The 17,674-nt window shown below is 63.1% G+C and carries 20 protein-coding genes; 10 read left to right on the forward strand and 10 right to left on the reverse strand.

Translation table 11 applies throughout. The features are described from left to right. Positions 1-57: 57 nt before the first annotated feature. Together FPK30_RS04800 and FPK30_RS04805 are read right to left on the reverse strand one after the other, a co-directional pair. On the reverse strand, positions 58-1,626 hold the full coding sequence (locus FPK30_RS04800; RefSeq protein ID WP_144085514.1) for a Mur ligase family protein: 1,569 nt from the start codon (positions 1,624-1,626) through the stop codon (positions 58-60). 175 nt (positions 1,627-1,801) lie between these two features. After that, positions 1,802-2,560, reverse strand: coding sequence for an exonuclease domain-containing protein (locus tag FPK30_RS04805; protein ID WP_144085515.1), 759 nt, complete (start codon positions 2,558-2,560; stop codon positions 1,802-1,804). 153 nt (positions 2,561-2,713) lie between these two features. Between FPK30_RS04805 and FPK30_RS04810 the strand changes: the two genes are divergently transcribed. Both FPK30_RS04810 and FPK30_RS04815 read left to right on the forward strand, forming a co-directional pair. After that, positions 2,714-3,334 carry a sigma-70 family RNA polymerase sigma factor gene (locus FPK30_RS04810; RefSeq protein ID WP_144085574.1) on the forward strand — a complete coding sequence of 207 codons (621 nt, stop codon included), beginning with the start codon at positions 2,714-2,716 and terminating at the stop codon, positions 3,332-3,334. 39 nt (positions 3,335-3,373) lie between these two features. Then, complete coding sequence (locus FPK30_RS04815; RefSeq protein WP_186279382.1) at positions 3,374-3,661, forward strand: hypothetical protein; 288 nt, start codon at positions 3,374-3,376, stop codon at positions 3,659-3,661. Positions 3,662-3,818: 157 nt separating this feature from the next. On the opposite strand, the gene FPK30_RS08355 is transcribed toward FPK30_RS04815, so the two are convergent. Both FPK30_RS08355 and FPK30_RS04820 read right to left on the reverse strand, forming a co-directional pair. Continuing rightward, a complete protein-coding gene (locus FPK30_RS08355; RefSeq protein WP_099327425.1) occupies positions 3,819-3,893 on the reverse strand; it encodes a 50S ribosomal protein bL37 in 75 nt (24 codons plus the stop codon). Positions 3,894-3,977: 84 nt separating this feature from the next. Beyond that, positions 3,978-4,946, reverse strand: coding sequence for an aldose 1-epimerase family protein (locus FPK30_RS04820; RefSeq protein ID WP_144085516.1), 969 nt, complete (start codon positions 4,944-4,946; stop codon positions 3,978-3,980). 172 nt (positions 4,947-5,118) lie between these two features. Here FPK30_RS04820 and FPK30_RS04825 point away from each other — a divergent pair, with 172 nt between their 5' ends. Beyond that, a complete protein-coding gene (locus tag FPK30_RS04825) occupies positions 5,119-6,186 on the forward strand; it encodes a 4-hydroxy-3-methylbut-2-enyl diphosphate reductase (protein ID WP_144085517.1) in 1,068 nt (355 codons plus the stop codon). A gap of 19 nt (positions 6,187-6,205) precedes the next feature. On the opposite strand, the gene ybaK is transcribed toward FPK30_RS04825, so the two are convergent. Next, positions 6,206-6,712 (reverse strand): Cys-tRNA(Pro) deacylase, encoded by a 507-nt coding sequence (ybaK, locus tag FPK30_RS04830; RefSeq protein ID WP_144085518.1) that lies wholly within the window; start codon positions 6,710-6,712, stop codon positions 6,206-6,208. A 76-nt stretch (positions 6,713-6,788) separates the two neighbouring features. Between ybaK and FPK30_RS04835 the strand changes: the two genes are divergently transcribed. After that, a complete protein-coding gene (locus FPK30_RS04835; protein ID WP_144085519.1) occupies positions 6,789-7,388 on the forward strand; it encodes a DedA family protein in 600 nt (199 codons plus the stop codon). 71 nt (positions 7,389-7,459) lie between these two features. Here the strand turns inward: FPK30_RS04835 and gap are convergent, their stop codons facing one another. The 5 genes from gap to FPK30_RS04860 form a co-directional block, all read right to left on the reverse strand. Beyond that, entirely contained in the window at positions 7,460-8,515 is a 1,056-nt protein-coding gene (gene gap, locus FPK30_RS04840) for a type I glyceraldehyde-3-phosphate dehydrogenase (RefSeq protein WP_121914510.1), read from the reverse strand. 189 nt (positions 8,516-8,704) lie between these two features. Then, complete coding sequence (locus tag FPK30_RS04845; protein ID WP_144085520.1) at positions 8,705-9,109, reverse strand: arsenate reductase family protein; 405 nt, start codon at positions 9,107-9,109, stop codon at positions 8,705-8,707. A 42-nt stretch (positions 9,110-9,151) separates the two neighbouring features. Further along, on the reverse strand, positions 9,152-9,910 hold the full coding sequence (locus FPK30_RS04850; RefSeq protein WP_186279383.1) for a thiamine diphosphokinase: 759 nt from the start codon (positions 9,908-9,910) through the stop codon (positions 9,152-9,154). A 41-nt stretch (positions 9,911-9,951) separates the two neighbouring features. Beyond that, on the reverse strand, positions 9,952-10,308 hold the full coding sequence (locus tag FPK30_RS04855) for a branched-chain amino acid transporter permease (protein ID WP_144085522.1): 357 nt from the start codon (positions 10,306-10,308) through the stop codon (positions 9,952-9,954). Then, the gene (locus FPK30_RS04860; protein WP_186279384.1) at positions 10,305-11,042 is read right to left on the reverse strand and encodes an AzlC family ABC transporter permease; all 738 of its coding nucleotides are present in this window, start codon (positions 11,040-11,042) and stop codon (positions 10,305-10,307) included. The genes FPK30_RS04855 and FPK30_RS04860 overlap by 4 nt, the downstream gene beginning before the upstream one ends. 189 nt (positions 11,043-11,231) lie before the next feature. Here FPK30_RS04860 and msrB point away from each other — a divergent pair, with 189 nt between their 5' ends. From msrB to FPK30_RS04890, 6 genes are all read left to right on the forward strand, one after another. After that, positions 11,232-12,209, forward strand: coding sequence for a peptide-methionine (R)-S-oxide reductase MsrB (gene msrB, locus FPK30_RS04865; protein ID WP_144085523.1), 978 nt, complete (start codon positions 11,232-11,234; stop codon positions 12,207-12,209). Positions 12,210-12,349: 140 nt separating this feature from the next. Continuing rightward, positions 12,350-14,239, forward strand: a complete 1,890-nt coding sequence (gene asnB / locus FPK30_RS04870; RefSeq protein WP_144085524.1) for an asparagine synthase (glutamine-hydrolyzing) — start codon at positions 12,350-12,352, stop codon at positions 14,237-14,239. Between the two features lie 236 nt (positions 14,240-14,475). After that, positions 14,476-15,147 carry a translation initiation factor IF-3 gene (gene infC / locus FPK30_RS04875; RefSeq protein ID WP_029676114.1) on the forward strand — a complete coding sequence of 224 codons (672 nt, stop codon included), beginning with the start codon at positions 14,476-14,478 and terminating at the stop codon, positions 15,145-15,147. Then, on the forward strand, positions 15,128-15,322 hold the full coding sequence (gene rpmI / locus FPK30_RS04880) for a 50S ribosomal protein L35 (RefSeq protein WP_015021617.1): 195 nt from the start codon (positions 15,128-15,130) through the stop codon (positions 15,320-15,322). Before infC ends, rpmI begins: the two co-directional genes overlap by 20 nt. Before the next feature lie 48 nt (positions 15,323-15,370). Continuing rightward, complete coding sequence (gene rplT, locus FPK30_RS04885) at positions 15,371-15,754, forward strand: 50S ribosomal protein L20 (protein WP_015021618.1); 384 nt, start codon at positions 15,371-15,373, stop codon at positions 15,752-15,754. Between the two features lie 261 nt (positions 15,755-16,015). Continuing rightward, on the forward strand, positions 16,016-17,641 hold the full coding sequence (locus FPK30_RS04890; protein ID WP_260804439.1) for a spermidine synthase: 1,626 nt from the start codon (positions 16,016-16,018) through the stop codon (positions 17,639-17,641). Positions 17,642-17,674 lie beyond the last annotated feature (33 nt).

Consider the following 17,674-nt stretch of genomic DNA (forward strand, 5'->3'; position numbering starts at 1 on the left):
CGCTCCGCCCTGCCGCGGGGCATTTTGGCTTTCCATCTTAGGGTCCTGTCAGGATCGTCATCCCTGGGCTGCGCCGGTGGCTCCCAGGTCGTAGCTTTCCGTGCCCAGCAGACGCGCCACTACGTGGTCATCGCCTTCATAGGGCACGTGGCCGCTGTCCGTCTTGAACCAACGTTCCTCACCCTTGCCGATGACCAGTGTGACGCGCAGACGCTCCCCTGGCAGGCCCGGGTCTCCCAAGGCCTGCTGGATGGCCTGGGCCCTGTCCGGAACGATGCTGACATCCAGGCTTGGGTTGGTCACGAAGCCCAGCATCTGCCGGTCCACCTGGTCCGCGCTCTCCCCCTCCTCGTCGTCGGCGGTCAGGATCAGCCGGTCGACGCGGTCCTGGGCGGCGGCGACGATGCCCTCCCTGCGGTCGATGGCCTTGCCGCCAGCGGAACCGGAGACCAGGGTAATCAGGGGCTTGCGCTCGCCGTAACGCTCGTCCACAAAATCCAGCAGGGCTGTGACCGAGGCCTTGTTGTGGGCGTAGTCGACGTAGACCACTCGGTTGTCGGCCTTGAATCGTTCCATCCTGCCGGCGATCCTGACGCTCTCCATGGCCTGGAGTGCGCCGGCATCGGGCTCCAGACCCAGACGGGTCAGCATGGCCAGGGCAGCGGCCGCGTTCAGAGCGTTGAAATCCCCGTCCATGGACAGGCTGACCGGCCTCATGGCTCCGCCGGAGGGTCCTATCAGGTAGTCGTCGCCCTGCCCGGGAGCCTTGCGAACCAGGAAATCAGCCTGCTGGGTTCCATCGCCGAATGTGGTCACCGGAACATTGGCGGCGCGGGCATCCTGACGGATCAGGTCGGCTCCGCGCGCATCGGCTCCCAGAACCAGTTGCCGGCTGTTGTAGGTTATGCGGCGTTTGCAGTAGAAGTAATCCTCGAAGCTGGGGTGCTCGATGGGGCTGATGTGGTCGGGGGAGATGTTCAGGAATGCCCCCAAGTCGAATGTCAGCCCGTAGACTCGGTCCACCTTGTAGGCCTGGGAGGAGACCTCCATGACCAGGTAGCGCATGCCGGCGTCTGCCGCTTGGCGCATCATCCGAAAGAGGTCCAGCGATTCGGGTGTGGTCAGCTGGGACTCTTGGTAGTGCCGGCCGTCCAGGCAGTTGTCCACCGAGGAGAGCAGGGCGGCGCGACCTCCGGAGATCCTGGACAGCATGGCCTGCAGGAAGTAGGCGGTGGTGGTCTTGCCCTTGGTCCCGGTGATGCCCACTAGCGTCAGCTGCTCCTGGGGATACCCGTAAAAGGCCGCGGCCAGCAGGCTCATGGACTTGCGCACGTCGTTGACGATGATCCCCGGGGCTTTGGTGTGGGTGGACAGATCCTGCTGGGCCACATAGGCCTGCGGCCCCTCGGGATCGCAAGCGTCCAGATATTCGGGCAGGAAGTGGCCCTTGCAGAAGAGCAGACTGCCAGGTCCAGCCTGGCGGGTGTCGTAGGTGATGTCGGTGAAGGGCTTGGATGACTCGGTGTCTTCCGGAGTATGCAAGGTCCACTGGTCGCCCTGGATCACCTCGCGCAGTTGATGATGGTTGCGCAGCAGCTCCAGAGTTGAAGCCATCGTCAGCGCCATGCCGGCTTCCCCCTTGTCTGTAGGTTCGTCACTTCAATGGTTCCCGTCCCGATCGGTGCCCCCGAGCGAGACCAGATACCAGTCTAAACCGCCTCGAGGCCAGGGCAGGAGGATCCGACGACCCCTTGACTGAATGGGCAAAAAGCAGGTAGTGGATCGGCCTTGGAGCTGAGCCTCAGAGCCAGGAGTCGGTGACTGGACGACGACCTTGTGAGATCAGGTGCTGGTTGAACTGTTCCCGCCACTTGGCTTGCGCCTGCCGCTGCCAGTCCATCAGGGAGTCCATGGTGATTCGGGCCACCTGGGGGAAGAGGGTGGTCATGGGCTTGATCAGGTCGACGGCCGCCACTGTATCCGCCGTGGCATTGTGGAAGTTGCCATGGGGGATGACGCCGTAGTACTCACTGGTCAGCCCCAGGGTCCGGCGGCCCGACCGGTGGGAGATCTCCCTGTCCAGAACCAGTGGGTCCACTACCAGCAGGTCCCCCTCGCTTAAGGGCTTGACTGACTGTGCGCACCAGTGGGCGATGTCCCCGTCCAGCATCTGCACGTCGAAGGGCGCGTTGTAGGCCAGCAGGGGGATGCGCTTGTCCTGGGCGCGGGCGATGAACCCGGCCATCTGCTCGGTGGCCAGCCCAGGCTCTATGCCCTCGGCGGCCAGCTGCTGGTCGGTGAATCCGTTGACCCGGCTGGCCCCCTTGCTGATATGCCGGTGCGGATTGACTATCCAAGTGGCTACGACATCCCCTGAGTAGCCCTTGCTCGGGTCGCGCAGAACCAGGCTGGCCGACACGATGCCGTCCTTGCCTGGTCTGGTGCCCGTGGTTTCGGTGTCGAACCCCAGAAGCCAGGAGTCCCCAAGGCGAGTCGACCCCTCCTGTTGCGGGGCGGACGAGAGCGCCTGCTCCATGCTTGTGTACTCGGTGTTTTCCATAAGCGTGATTTCTCCTTCGTCATTATGGTAACCGAGGACCGACCGGCCCGCGACCGGGTCGAAACCGCCACGGGCGAGGGGGGATGGCACAATAGGGGTGTGGCAGATACCAGCGAACTCGAAAGCAGAAAACGTCAATTCGAGGCCCTGGCCATGCCTGCGGTGGATGTGCTGTACCGACAGGCCATGCGCCTGACCAACAACCCCGACGATGCCCAGGATCTGGTTCAGGACACTTTCGAGCGCGGATTCAAGGCCTTCGACCGTTTCCAGCCCGGCAGCAACTTCGAAGCCTGGATGACCACCATCGAGCGCAACGCCTACTTCAACCAGTACCACAAGGCCAAGCGGCGCCCGCAAAGGGCCAACGACTCGACCGGCGAGTACAACGACTGGGACATCTATTCGGCCTCTGAGCACGGGTCCGAGGGGCTCAAATCCGCCGAGCAGGAGTACATGGAGACCTTCGCCCCCGAGGAGATCATGGCAGCCCTGAACCGGCTCAGCCCGGAACGCCGACGGGTCTTCATCGACGCTGCCATCGACGGCAAGAGCTATCAGCAGGTGGCCGATGAGGAGGGCATCAAGATCGGCACGGTCATGAGCCGGCTGAACCGTGCGCGCTCGCAGCTGCGCCAGGAGCTGGAGCGATATGCCCAGGAGCGCGGCTACCAGCAGGAGCGCGGTGCTGCAGGCAAGCCCTCAGCGGAACACCATGGCACTGGTGCTGCCGGGCCTAGTATAAAAAAAGAGATCAGCAGCAAGGGGCACTGAGGGCCCCCGAAGATCAGGTACCAGGAAGCGGGCAGGAGCATGGACGGACGCGTGGAGATGAGTCACTACGCCTACGATGACGGCGGCTCTGTCAGGGTGTCCCACACCAGCCTGCGCATCTACCGGGATGCCTCCTGCGTGGATCCCAGCGACTGCTTCGATCCGGAATCCTGCTGCGACGATCGGGAGCGCATGGTCATCGAGGAGCTGCGCCGGTATCTGCGCCCCGAGTGCGCGCCGGACTGTCTGCTGGATCGGCTCAGGCACATGTTCGACCAGATGGATGAACTGGAGCAGGGGACTCCGGATCGCGCCAGGGACAAGTAGACAAAGTCAAATAGGTTCAGCCGGTTTCTTGGCGGAGCATCGCTGCTGTCCGGCCGTTCAGGCTATTGCAGGGATCATGGTCATGCGTATGCAGCCATGGTTTTTTTTTTTACGCATATATGCAAAACCCCGGCACCATTGGTGCCGGGGCAGACGATCAGGTGTTCGGCCTCTTGCCGTGGTTGGCGGCCTTCTTGCGGCGATCCCTGCGCTTGCGTCCGCGCATGCCCATGATTGGACTCCTTTGCTACTGATGATCCGATAAGCCTTGCCGATTATCGCACACCGGGCTGACCTTTGTCGACCAGCAGGCTGCTCAGAGCTGTTGCGCCCGGTAACCCACCTGGGTGGTGTAGACGGCGGCAGGCTGCAGAATGACCAGGTTCCGGCCAGTTCTGAAGGCATTGGCGTAGGCGGTCATGGGCTCCACGGCGACGCCGGCCGGGCGCATGCCTGCGTCGAAGCCGGTCCCGGTGCAGACCTGCCAGGAGGTGATGGTCTCATCGCCCCAGAGCTGAACGCGGATGCCGTCCGGCCTGGTGAACCAGGCCGAGCAGGTGCCGTCGTCGTCCCGTTCCACATCGGTCCATGCGTCGTCGAAAGCCGCATCCTCGCCCAACACAGGGCCCTGGCGCAGATCGGTTCGTCCCTGGACAGGTTCGGTGCCGGTGGGCAGCAGCCTGTCCGGGTCGACCATTACGTGGGTGCGGCAGGGGATGGACAGGGTGCAGGGGGCGTTGTCCTTCTGGATCTGGTCACCAACGCCCTGCTTGCCGTTGGACAGCCAGGGGTGGATGCCGAAGGCCCAGGGCGCGGCCTCGTCGCCCAGGTTCAGGGCCCGGGTGGTCATGGTCAGCCCCTGGTCGTCCAGGGTGTAGGTGACGGTGACCACCACGTCGAAGGGGTATCCGGCCATGTCGGGCACCCGCCAGGAGAGGCTGACGGAGTCTTCGGCCAGAACCTGCAGGCGCCAGTAGGACCGGTAGCCGTAGCCGTGGATGGCGGTGCGCCGGTCGTGCTCGTCGATGGGCAGGGTGTAGGTGTGGCCTTGGAAGTCGTAGGTGCCGTCCTCAATCCGGTTGGGGAAGGGGACCAGCACGTTCCCGTTGCTGCAGGGTACGGTCCCATCCGGGTCGAATGAGGCCAGCAGATCCTTGCCCTGGTATTTCAGGACGCGCAGGATGGCTCCCAGCTCGGTCACTACCGCCTCGTAGTCCCCATGACGGATGCTGTACTGCTGTCCGGTCCGGGGCACGGCCCCGCCCATCATCTCGTTCGTATGCATGCTCCCACTTCCATAGTGCCGTTGATGCTTGGTACGCCACCATCCTAGCGCCTGGGCGGTCTTGGCTTCTTGGTGAAAGAGTGGCGGATGGACTACCGGGAGCGGCTCTGGCTTTCTACCATGGTCTTGCAATGTCCGGGACCGCCCGGATGGACGTTGATAAGGAGCGGCAGTGGCAGTATTTCGGACCACCGTGTGCGAACAGCCGACCACGCAGGGGCATGGACGGGTCATCCTGGCTGATCCGCGTGGGTTCTGCGCGGGGGTGGACCGTGCCATCCAGACCGTGCAGACCATCCTGGATGCGGACAACCCCCACCAGGGGCTGCCACCGGTCTATGTGCGCCGGCAGATAGTCCACAACCGGCATGTGGTCGAGGATCTAGCCCAGCGAGGGGCTGTCTTCGTGGACGAGCTGGATCAGATTCCCGACCAGGCCGTCCGTGCCGGGGTTCCCGTGGTCTTCTCGGCCCATGGCATCGCCCCCTCGGTCGTCAAGGAGGCCCAGCGGCGGGGGATGCGTGTGGTCGATGCCTCATGCCCCTTGGTCAGCAAGGTTCACCGGGAGGTCCAGCGCTTCGTTCGCGACGGCTACCGGATTATTTACATAGGCCACCGGGGGCACGACGAGGCTGTGGGAGTCATGGGGGAGGCCCCTGACCGGGTTCATCTGGTTGAGCATGAGGCCGATATTCAGGCCTTGGACTTTGGACCCGACACCCCGCTGGTCATGCTGACCCAGACCACCCTGAGCCTGGATGAGACCGCCGACCTGGCCGCGGCCCTGCGTCGACGCTTCCCCTGGATAGAGGAGCCGCCGGGCTCCGACATCTGCTACGCCACCCAGAACAGGCAGCAGGCGGTCAAGCTGGTGGCCGGCCAAGCGGACTGCATGGTTGTGGTGGGCTCGGCCAATTCCTCCAATTCGGTGCGTCTGGTCGAAGTGGCCCGTCAGGCCCTGGATGCGCGCTTTCCCGGTCAGGGCGAGCAGAGGGCCCACCGGGTCGACGATGCGGGCGAGCTGGATCCGACCTGGCTGCAGGGCATGGATTCGGTAGGACTCACCTCGGGTGCTTCGGTTCCCGAAAACCTCGTTCAGGGGGTGCTGGAGACCCTGGCCTCCCGAGGGTTCACCCAGGTGGCCCGGGCCCGGGCAGTCGACGAGCATATGCACTTCGTCTTGCCTGCTGCCCTGCGCTCAGCACGTGCATCAAGGAAAGTTCCACAGCCGCAGGGCTAGGCCCCGGCGCTAAGATCCCTCAGTCGGTGGCCAGAGGCGCGGTCTTGGCCTTGAGGACACGGATCAGATCCCGCGGGTCCAGGCCCAGGCTGATCCCGCGCTTGCCGCCGGAGACCATAATGGTGTCGAATTCCAAGGCGCCCTGGTCCAGCACGGTGATGTGTGAGGTTCGCTGGCCGAAGGGCGAAATGCCGCCCAGGACGTATCCGCTCTCTCGTTCGGCCTGGGCCTTGTCGGCCATGCGAGCCTTCTTGGCGCCCACGGCAGCCGCCAGGTGTTTGAGGTTCAGGTGGCCGGTCACCGGCACAATGCCGATGACCCGTTCCTTGCCTGTGTCGGCCATCAGGGTCTTGTAGACCGTGCGCGGGTCCAGGCCCAGCTTTTTGGCGGCCTCGATGCCGTATCCCTGGTCCATATGGTCGGCGTTGTGATGGTATTCGTGGATGGTGAAGGGCACCCCCAGACGCTCCAGCTGGGCCATGGCCGGGGTCGCGGCATCCGAGTCCGCCCGCTTCTTCTTGCTCATGACTCCATGCTAAGGTACTGACCGTTTGGGTAGGCTGAGGGGTGTCTTTGGCGCCATTGCGCGGAAAGGGTAGTCCATGACCGCTGTCAATGCCTGGCTGCTCGATGCGGTGACGGGCGGCTGGGGGCTGGTCGTGCTCTTTCTGGCTGCCTTTCTGGATGCGTTGATCATTCCCATACCCACGGAGCTCATGGTCCTGGCTACGGCTTCGGCCTTCCGGGCCTCGGGACGACCCCTGCCCGTTTTGGTCTTTCTGGTATGCGCCCTGGCCTTCGTAGGCGGCGACGCCTGCACCTATGGGCTGGGGAGGATGGTTCCGCTGAATCGTCTGGCCGTCTTTCGTGGTGCCGCAGGCAAGGCAGTGACCTCATGGGCCCATAGGGCCCTGCTGCAGGGGGGCGGATTCTTCACGCTGGCCTCTCGATTCGTGCCCTCGGGCCGGACCGTGGTCAACCTTACTGCCGGGGCGGCGAGGTATCCGCTCAACCGTTACCTGCCCCTGGCTGCCCTGGCCGGTCTGCTCTGGTCCATCTACATGTGGACCTTGGGGTACCTGGCCGCCTCCTGGTTGGAAAACAACCCTCTGGCCGTCATGGCCATTGGTTTTCTGGCGGGTATGGTCGTCGGGCTGGTCTGCGATCTGGCCATGCGGGCGCTCACACGGAAGCGCCGATGATAAGCAAGGGGCCCGCCCCCGTAGGGAGGCGGACCCCATAATCGCTATGGCCGGATAAACCGGCCGGATGCTCAGTCGCCCAACTCAGCGAAGTAGAGCAGGGTGCGGATCATGTTGCTGGTGAAGCCGTACTCGTTGTCGTAGAAGGCAACGGTGCGGACCAGCTGGTCGTCACCGTAGGTGTTGACATCGGTCTGCGTGGGATCGAAGATGCCACCGTGGGTGTCGCCGATCACGTCGGAGGAGACGATGCCCTCGTCGTTGTAACCGAAGTAGTCCTTGCCCTCGAAGGCCTTCTTGGCGGCGTCGTTGATCTCGTCGACGGTGACCTTCTTGTCCAGGACGCAGGTCAGCTCGGTGACGGAGCCGGAGGGAACGGCCACACGCTGTGCATGGCCCTGCAGCTTGCCGTCAACGGAGGGAACAACCTTGCCGATGGCCTTCGCGGCGCCGGTGGAGTGCTCGATGGTGTTGATGGCGGCGGCGCGGGTGTTGCGCGGCTTGTTGCCCTTGGGGCCGTCCAGCAGCATCTGGGAGCCGGTGTAGGCGTGGATGGTGGTCATGTAGCCGATGCGGATGCCGAAGTTGTCATCCAGCATCTTGACCATGGCGGCCAGGGAGCCGGTGGTGCAGGAGCCGGCGGAGATGATCTTGTCGGAGGGCTTCAGGGTCTCCTGGTTGACGCCGTAGACCACGGTGGGTGTGGTGTCGTCCTTGGCGGGGGCCGAGATCAGGACCTTCTTGGCTCCGGCGTTCAGGTGGGCCTGGGCCTTCTCGGAGGAGGTGTAGAAGCCGGTGCACTCCAGCACGTAGTCCACGCCGTCGTTCTTGACCCAGGGGATGTTGTTGGCGTCCTTCTCGGCGTAGACCGGAATCTCCTTGCCGTCCACCACGATGGCGGTGTCGGTGGAGGTGACCGAGACATTGGTGCCGTCGTCGTGACGGAAGGTGCCCTGGGTGCTGTCGTACTTGAGCAGATAGGCCAGAATGGCCGGGGTGGTCAGATCGTTGATGGCGGCAACCTCAATGTTGGAGGCGTCGCCGCCACGGGCCTGGAGCTCAAAGATGCGCCGGAAGGCCAGACGACCGATACGTCCGAATCCGTTGATGCCAATCTTTACTGTCATTCAATTCTCCCTTGGAGATTGGCCGTATACAGCACAAAAATTACCGGACCGTATATGGCCGATTACTGATAACATCTCATAGTTTATAGAACCCTGTGTACTTATAGCAAGCGATAACGCGGGTTCTGCCAAGGAAAAAACGAACAAAAAAATTGGTAGGTTTTGTTGTCTGTTTGCGTAACAAAACGATCACGAATTGTGAGAATTTTCGTTCGTATCGGCCAGCCAATCCTCCCACTGCTGCTGACGGAATCCGACCAGGACATGCCGGCCATCCAGCAGGATAGGACGCTTGACCAGCATGCCGTCGGTGGCCAGCAGCTGTAGAGCCTGCTCCGTGTCCATCTGCGGCAGCCGTTTGCTTAAGCCCTGGCTGCGATAGGCCTGGCCCGAGGTATTGAAGAATCGTCGGACGGGCAGGCCGCTCATGTCCAGCCAGGCGGTCAGTTCCTGCTGGGTGGGGCGGTCCTCCTTGATGTCGCGCTCGGTGAAGTCCACATTGTGGTCACGCAGCCAGGTGCGCGCCTTGGCGCAGGTGGAGCAGCGGCTGTAGCAGATGAAGAGCGGGTGCTGGGCTGTAGGTGATGCTGCCATCGTTTTTCCTTTCCAAGTCGGTTTTCAAAGTCAAAATGGGGCTCAGGCCAGCCGACGGGAGGGCCGCGTCTCCAGGGAGCCCAGGTCGGCCCTGGGCTCCAGGCTGGTGCTCCAGACCGGCTGAGGCGCCGAGGTGGGGTAGGTGACGAACACTGTTCCCTGTTTCAGACCTATGTGGGCCGGTCTGCCAGGCAGGAACTCGTTGCTGACGCCGGTCACCTGCTGGTTGGTCATGGTCATGCCATCCGTCTGGTATTTGAGGCCCTGCTCGACCACGCCCAGAGCCTGGTCGTCGGCGGCCAGGACGGAGATCATGGATCTGGGCGGGCAGTCCCAGGCAGGGAAGTCCAGGCTTCCAGGGCCAAGGGCCGTGACCAGCATTCCCCGCCCCCAGAGTTCGGCCCGGCCTCCGCTGGCCGCGATCAGATGGATCAGGTTCAGATTAGCCAGCGTGTGGTCCATGCGTCCGCCCAGGCCACCATATATAAGGAATCGCCGGCAACCGTGCTGCCAACCCACCTTGACCGCGGCCAGCAGGTCTGTGTCGTCCTTTTCGGCAGGCAGGACGCGGCGGGGGATGTCCGTGCGCAGCTTTCGGCTGCCAGCGGGCAGGGAGTCGAAGTCGCCGACGACCAGATTGGGCTCGTCCCCGTGCTCCAGGGCCGGCTCCAATCCTCCGTCCGCTGCGATGACCAGGGCCTGTCCGCCGCGAGCCACCTCTTCGCCAAAGTACTGTCCGGCGCCCCAGATCCGGCAGAGCGGCGCCTGGACAGTCTCGCCCGACTGACCGTCATCCTGCATACGATTCTTCTTTCTGCGATCGCCCCTTGAAGGCGCCTCCATCATCCCAGACCAGCCAGACTGACCAGGAAGGTCAGCCACCCCTGCACCAAGGCCATGTAGGTCAGGGTGCCGCAGGCGATGCTGACCATCATGTTCCGCCAGCGCAGGTGGACCAGGGTTGTGACCAGCAGAGCCAGGGCCTCGTAGAGCCCGTGGTCGCCTCCGACCAGGTTGGTGTGCCTCAACGAATAGACCACCAGCAGCCCCATGACGGCGGCGGGCAGCAGACCTCCCAGCCTGGTCACCAGGGCCGGCGGCCGACGTCCCTCCGGCCAGATGAAGAAGGGCAGGAATCTGGTGGCCATGGTTCCCAGGACCACAATGCCTATGGTGATCAGTTGCTGCGTGGTGGTCATGAGGCCTCCCTTTGGCTGTGGAAGTCCAAGAGGATGAAGAAGACCAGGATGACCACCATGGACGGGATGATGAACCGGTCGGGTCCGAAGATCAGCAGGCAGGCCAGGGAGGCCAGCAGACCGATCAGGGCCGGCAGGCGGGCCTCGGCCTGCCGCCACTGCTCCAGAAAGAGGACCAGGAACATGGCGGTCAGCACGAAATCCAGCCCCCGGGTGTCGAAGTTGGCCAGGTTGCCCAGCACAGCGCCCAGGGTGGCGCCGCCCACCCAGTAGATCTGGTCGAGCAGGGTGACGAAGAAGAGGTACCAGCCCTTGTCGGTCCCGGCCGGATGGGGGTCGGCGGACTCCAGGGCGAAGGTCTCGTCGCACATGCCGAAGATCAGGTAGGGCTTCTTCCGGCCCGTCCCTCGAAAGACCGGCAGCATGGCCAGGCCGTAGAAGAGGTGGCGTGCATTGACCATCAGGGTCAGCATCAGCGCGCCCCAGGGATTGAAGGTGGACATGAGCAGGTCCACGGTCACGAACTCCATGGAACCGGCGTAGATCAGGGCGCTCATGGCCAGCGGGTAGATCACCGGGAAGCCCCGGCTGGTCATCAGAAAGCCGTAGGAGATCCCCAGCACCAGGAATCCGGCCATGATGGGCAGGGTCCGTGGGAAGGCCGCAGCCAGGGAGCCCAGGATGGTCCCGGAGGACCTCGCATCTTCGTCAGCGTCTTCCTGCACTCGCTGCATGAACCGCCTCCTGACTTCGTTTGGTTGACTTCGTTTTGGGGAATGGTCTGCAATGATAATCCCCTCTCGCGCCGCGGGGATAGGCCGGTCGACAATGTGAGAAGGCTGTCAAGACGGGACGGGCGTGGAATAGGCGCTCTCCCGCTCCTGTTGAACCTAGCGATAGGCACCGGTATGCGAGGAGGAATCATGGACAAGAACAAGATTTCGACCAACAACCCGGCCACGGTCGTCCTGGCAGGGGGATGTTTCTGGGGCATTGAGCGGTTCTTCCAGGAGGTGGACGGGATCATCGACACCCAGGTGGGATACGCCCAATCCACAGTGCCCGACCCCAGCTATGAGCAGGTCTGCAGCGGTGTCACCGACGCCGTGGAAAGCGTTCGGCTGACCTATGATTCCCAGAGCGTCAGTCTGCGGACCCTGACCCTGCTTCTGCTGGATCTGATCGATCCCTTCTCGGTGGATCGGCAGGGCAACGACCGGGGCCGGCAGTACCGCAGCGGCCTCTACTGGGATCCTCAGCATCGCGAGCAGGAGGAGCCGGTCTTCCGGCGCGCCCTGGAGGAGCTGGAGGGCAGGACCGGCCGTCATCCCGCTGTGCAGGTGGAGGCCCTGATCAACTTCTATCCGGCGGAGGAGTCCCACCAGGACTACCTGCTCAAGAACCCCGGCGGATACTGCCACATCCCTCTGGAGGCCATCGCCAACGCCGCCTCCCGCCAGCGCTACATCGAGCGCATCTGGTCCCTGGACCCTGAAAGTTACGAGGTCACCCAGCACTCGGCCACCGAGCGGCCCTTCGCCAACGCCTACGACGGGGAGTTCCGCCCGGGCATCTATGTGGACGTGGTCAGTGGGCAGCCGCTCTTCTCCTCGGCGGACAAGTACGACTCGGGCTGCGGCTGGCCGGCATTCACCAAGCCCATCGATCCCGACCTGCTGGTCAACCGCAAGGATTACAAGCTGCTGGGCCGGCCCCGGATCGAGGTCCGCACGGCACAGACCGGCATCCATCTGGGACACGTCTTCGACGACGGTCCTGCCGACCGTGGCGGGCAGCGCTACTGCATGAACTCCGCCGCCCTGCGGTTTGTGCCGCGGGACCGGATGGAGGAGGAGGGCTATGGCGACTACCTGCCCTTGGTGGACCAAGTCACCCGTTGACCGTTCTGCCTCCAGTGACACGCCGGAGCTTCTCACCCATGGGGTTCCGGCGTAGTCCACATATAAGTGAGGCCCCTCTGTTTCCTGTTGCCCTTTTGGGCTATTGTGGACTGCTGGTGGATCGATAAGGAGTCATGCCAATGTGCGGAATTGCTGGGTTCGTCAACGACACCTCTGCCGAGGAAAAAACGGCCGTGCTCAAGCGGATGACGGACATCATTGCCCACCGAGGCCCCGACAACGAGGGGCATTTCGTCGATGAGCGGGTGGCCCTGGGCTTTCGGCGCCTGAGCATCATCGACCTGCAGGGCGGCGACCAGCCCATCTTCAACGAGGACTCCTCCATGGCCATCACCATGAACGGGGAGATCTACAACTACCGTGAACTGCGCCGCCAGCTGATCGACCTGGGCCACACCTTCTCCACCGAGTCCGACACCGAGGTCATCCTGCACGGCTACGAGCAGTGGGGCCACCAGGTGGTCAACCGCCTGCGCGGCATGTTCGCCTTCGTCATCTGGGACCGCGGCCGCGGCGAACTCTTCGGGGCCCGGGACCACTTCGGCATCAAGCCCTTCTATTACGCCCGGATGGGCGGCACCTTCATGTACGCCTCGGAGATCAAGAGCCTCCTGCAGCATCCGGACTTCCACAAGGAGCTCAACACCCAGGCCCTGCGTCCCTACATGACCTTCCAGTACCCGGCGCTCCCCGAGACCTTCTTCAAGGGCGTATTCAAGCTTCCCGAGGGCCATTGGTTCACCTTCCGGGACGGGAAGATGGACATCCACCAGTATTATGACCCGGCCTTTGGCGAGAGCAAGCAGGATCTGAAGGATCTGGTCGACTCCATCGACCAGACCGTCCAGGATTCGGTCAAGGCCCACCAGGTGGCCGATGTGGAGGTGGGTTCCTTCCTCTCCTCCGGGGTGGACTCCAGCTATGTCGCAGCCCTGGCACGCCCCCGGCACACCTATTCGATCGGCTTCGGCAAGGGGACCTACAACGAGTCCGACCAGGCTGGCGAGCTGGCCTCCATACTCAAGCTCAACAACACCACCGAGTCCCTGGACGGCGACCAGGCCTTCAGCTACTTCCCGCAGATTCAGTGGTACATGGACGAGCCGGACTCCAACCCCTCCTGCGTGCCGCTCTTCTTCCTTTCCGAGCTGGCCAGCAGAGACCTGCGCGTGGTCCTGAGCGGGGAGGGCGCCGACGAGCTCTTCGCAGGCTACGTAGACTACGGCGTGCATACGCGCTCGCGCATCATCAAGGATGTCACCCGTCTCCTGGGCCGACTGCCCCGCAAGGCCCGGTATGCCATCGGACGCTGGGCCAAGGGCAAGCACTTCCACGGGGCCTGGCACCTCTACGCCAACCTGGCCCCCGCCGAGGAGAGCTTCATCGGCCAGGCCAAGGTCTTTGACGAGGACGAGGCCGGCAGGCTGCTCAAGCCGGCCTACCGCAAGGCTCCCCGTGTCTCTGAGATCACGGGACGAATCTATGCCCGGCTCAAGGGGCGCAGCCTGTCCGAGCTCAAGAAGAAGCAGTACCTGGACATGCATCAGTGGATGCCCGGGGACATCCTGCTCAAGGCCGACAAGATGACCATGGCCCACTCCCTGGAGCTGCGGGTGCCGCTGCTGGACCGCAAGCTGATGGATGTGGCCGAGAAGGTGCCTACCAAATACCTGATCACTGATCAGAACACCAAGTTCGCCTTCCGCAAGGCTGCCGACCGCCATATTCCCCGGGAGTGGTCCGCCAGGGAGAAGCTGGGCTTCCCCGTGCCCATCCGGGACTGGCTGCATCAGGAGCGTTACTACCGGCTGGTCCGCAGCATGTTCGAGCAGGAATGGGTCTCCGAGTTCTTTGACCAGCAGGCCCTGCTGCGCATGCTGGACGACAACTACGCCAAGCGCAACGACGCCCGACGCAAGATCTGGACCGTCTACTCCTTCCTGACCTGGTATGACGTCTACTTCATCCACGACGGAACCAAGCCGGAGCTGCTGGACCTTCCGGCCTAAGAGTCTGTCCCGAGGGCTGTGCTATACTGCTACACGGCTTGAGAAATCAAGAAAGCGGATGATCCCACCTGGGAGCCTTCCATGGCTTCGGGTTCGACCTGCGCCGATGACGGTTGGCCGTCATTACATATGGTGCAGGTATTGGCGGTTTCGTTGCGATACAGCGGCGACGGTCATGTTCGAAACCTATGGGTTCTTCGCCTGGCAGTGGATGTTGTGGTATTTGAGAAGGAGTCATCATTAGCGACGAACCAAGGATTAACGACGATATACGAGTGTCTCAGGTACGCCTGATCGGGCCCAACGGCGAACAGGTGGGAATCATTGCGACCTCCGTCGCCCTCAACCTGGCCAAGGAGGCCAACCTTGACCTGGTCGAGGTTGCGCCCAAGGCCAAGCCTCCGGTCGCCAAGCTCATTGATTACGGCAAGTTCAAATACAACGAGAAGATCAAGGCTCGTGAGGCGCGCCGCAACCAGAGCATGTCGGAGATCAAGGAGATCCGCTTCAGATTGAAGATCGACGACCACGACTTCGAGGTCAAGGAGGGGCACGTGCGCCGCTTCCTGTCCGCCGGAGACAAGGTCAAGGTCACCATCATGCTGCGTGGGCGCGAGCAGTCCCGGCCCATCGGCGGCGTGGAGCTCCTGCGCAAGCTGGCTGACGACGTCGCGGATCTGGGCTCCATCGAGTTCGCCCCCAAGCAGGAGGGGCGCAACATCATCATGACCCTGTCGCCCAAGGGCAAGAAGGTCCACACCCAGTCCGAGCAGCGTCGGCGGGGCGGCCAGGCCCGTGCCGAGCGCAAGGCCCGTCAGGCGGCCCATCTGGCTGCCAAGGCCGACAACAATACTTCTCCCAAGCAGATGAAATCCAAGGAGGGCAGCAATGCCGAAGATGAAAAGTAACTCCGCCGCATCCAAGCGCGTCCGGACCACGGGTTCGGGCAAGCTCATGCACGCCGGGACCGGTATGCGCCACAATCTGGAGCACAAGTCGGCCAAGAAGCGTCGTCACCTGTCCACTGACGAGGTGCTCGCTCCGACCCAGTCCAAGAACATGAAGAGGATGCTGGCCCGCTGAGCGGGTGCTGTCGCGTCGAGTGAGATTTTAGAAAGCTGAGGAATATCTATGGCACGAGTCAAGCGGGCAGTCAACGCGCATAAGAAGCGTCGGGTCGTCCTGGAGCGGGCGTCAGGCTACCGTGGCCAGCGCTCCCGTCTCTACCGCAAGGCCAAGGAGCAGCTGCTCCATTCATACACATACAACTTCCGGGACCGCAAGGCCCGCAAGGGCGACTTCCGCAAGCTGTGGATCCAGCGCATCAATGCCGGATGCCGCGCCCAGGGAATCACCTACAACCGCTTCATCCAAGGGCTGCGCCTGGCCGGCATCGAGCTGGACCGCCGCGCCCTGGCCGACCTGGTCGTCAATGACATCGACACCTTCAACGCCATCGTGGCTGAGGCCAAGAAGGCCCTGCCTGCCGATGTGAACGCTCCGGTCGCTGCCTGATCAGCGGACCCGAACACCGCATTTCAAGAACCTCGCCTTTCGCGGGGTTCTTTGCATATTTGACCATTCCTCATGGGGACGGTAAGTTGATTGACGACGATGATGCCGGGAGCCGCCATGAACGATGATCACAGCGCAGACGCGTCGGCTGTATCGGCAGAATTGGCAAGTCAAGCCAGTCCACCGCGGGGCAGCGGTGGATCAAAACCAGCGGGGATCAATCGGTCGCGCCCTATTCTGCGGTCGCGGATCTTTCTCTATGTGACGGAGTTCTTCTCGGGGATGGCCGTCATGGCCGCCGAACTGGGGGCCTCCCGCCTGCTGGCTCCGTACTTCTCGTCCTCTCAGATCGTATGGACCATCATCATCGGGACCATCATGATCGCCCTGGCCCTAGGGGCCGTCGTCGGCGGCCGTTGGGCCGACCGGAATCCTGACCCGGACAGGCTCTACCTGTGCATTATGGCCGCGGCCGTCTGGATTGCCCTGATCCCCCTGGTCGGCAAGTATCTGATCATCCTGATCTCGGGGCTGCTGATCGTGGCTGTCTCCACCAACTTCCTGGTCCTGGCGGCCTTCATCTCCTGCCTGATCATCTTTGTTCCGCCCCTCTTCCTCCTGGGCACCATCACCCCCGGCCTGGTCAAGAGCGCCACCGACTCCCTGGATGACAACGCTTCGGTGGTCGGCCGGCTCAGCGCCTGCAACACTGTGGGGTCCATCCTGGGCACCTTCCTGCCCACCTTTGTGACCATCCCGGCCGTGGGGACCTTCGTCACCTTTCTGATATTCTCCGGGATACTGCTCCTGGTGGCCTTGATCTACTTCCTTTCCTCCCATGCCCACCGCCTGGCCTGCTTGATCGCCACGGTGGCCTTTGTGGTCTCGGCCGCCCTGTCGCCGATGACGGGGTTCGCCTTCTGGGAGAAGGGCCTGGCCTACGAGGGCGAGTCCATCTACAACTACCTGCAGGTCAAAACCCTGGCGGACAGGACCATCCTCTCCACCAACGTCCTCTTCGGGGTTCAGTCGGTGACCATGAAGCACCCCGGGATGACCGGCATGTACTACGACACGGCCCTGGCGGCGCCGCTCATGGCTGATCAGGCCCGCTCGGCCCTGATCCTGGGCATGGGGACCGGGACCTATGCCCGGCAACTGAGGCGGTACTATCCCAGGATGGCCGTCCAGGGGGTGGAGATCGACCAGGCCATCAGCAACCTGGCCATCAAGTATTTTGATCAGCCAGCCGATATCCCGGTTTCCACCTACGACGGCCGGGCCTGGCTGGCGGCCAGTGGCCAGCGCTACGACCTGATCATGGTCGATGCCTATCAGGACATCACCATACCCTTCCAGATGAGTTCCACCGAGTTCTTCACTCTGGTCAGGAACCACCTGAATCCGGGCGGGGTCATGGTGGTCAACATGAACATGATCGACGACGGTCAGGGTTCCATCAATGCGGCCCTGACCAATACCATCACCAGGGTCTTCGGATCCGATGCCATCCTGATAGCCGACGTGCCCCAGACCACCAACCGCGAGCTCTTTGCGCGCCGCCCCTCTTCCGGGAATTGCTCGGGATCAGGAGGGGATACCCAGGGCAAGAAGGCGGCGATGGGGGACTACCCGGGTTCCGACCTGTTGGCGGAGGCGGCCGCCAGGGTCAGCCCTGATCCGGATCTGTCCCAGATGATGGAGCAGGTCAGCTCCCGACTGAGCGCGGTTGGGGATGCCAAGGGGAGGGTATTGACCGATGACAATGCGCCGGTTGAATTGCTGGGCATGCACGCCATCGACCGGATCATCGGCAGGGAGGCCGGCCCCTACCGACGGATTCTCCAGCAAGAGGGGATCCAGGGGCTGATCCGGGAGGTCTCTTGATCGGCCATCTTGATATCGGCCATCTCGATCCCA

Source organism: Bifidobacterium apousia (assembly GCF_007559275.1).
Classification (GTDB): domain Bacteria; phylum Actinomycetota; class Actinomycetes; order Actinomycetales; family Bifidobacteriaceae; genus Bombiscardovia; species Bombiscardovia apousia.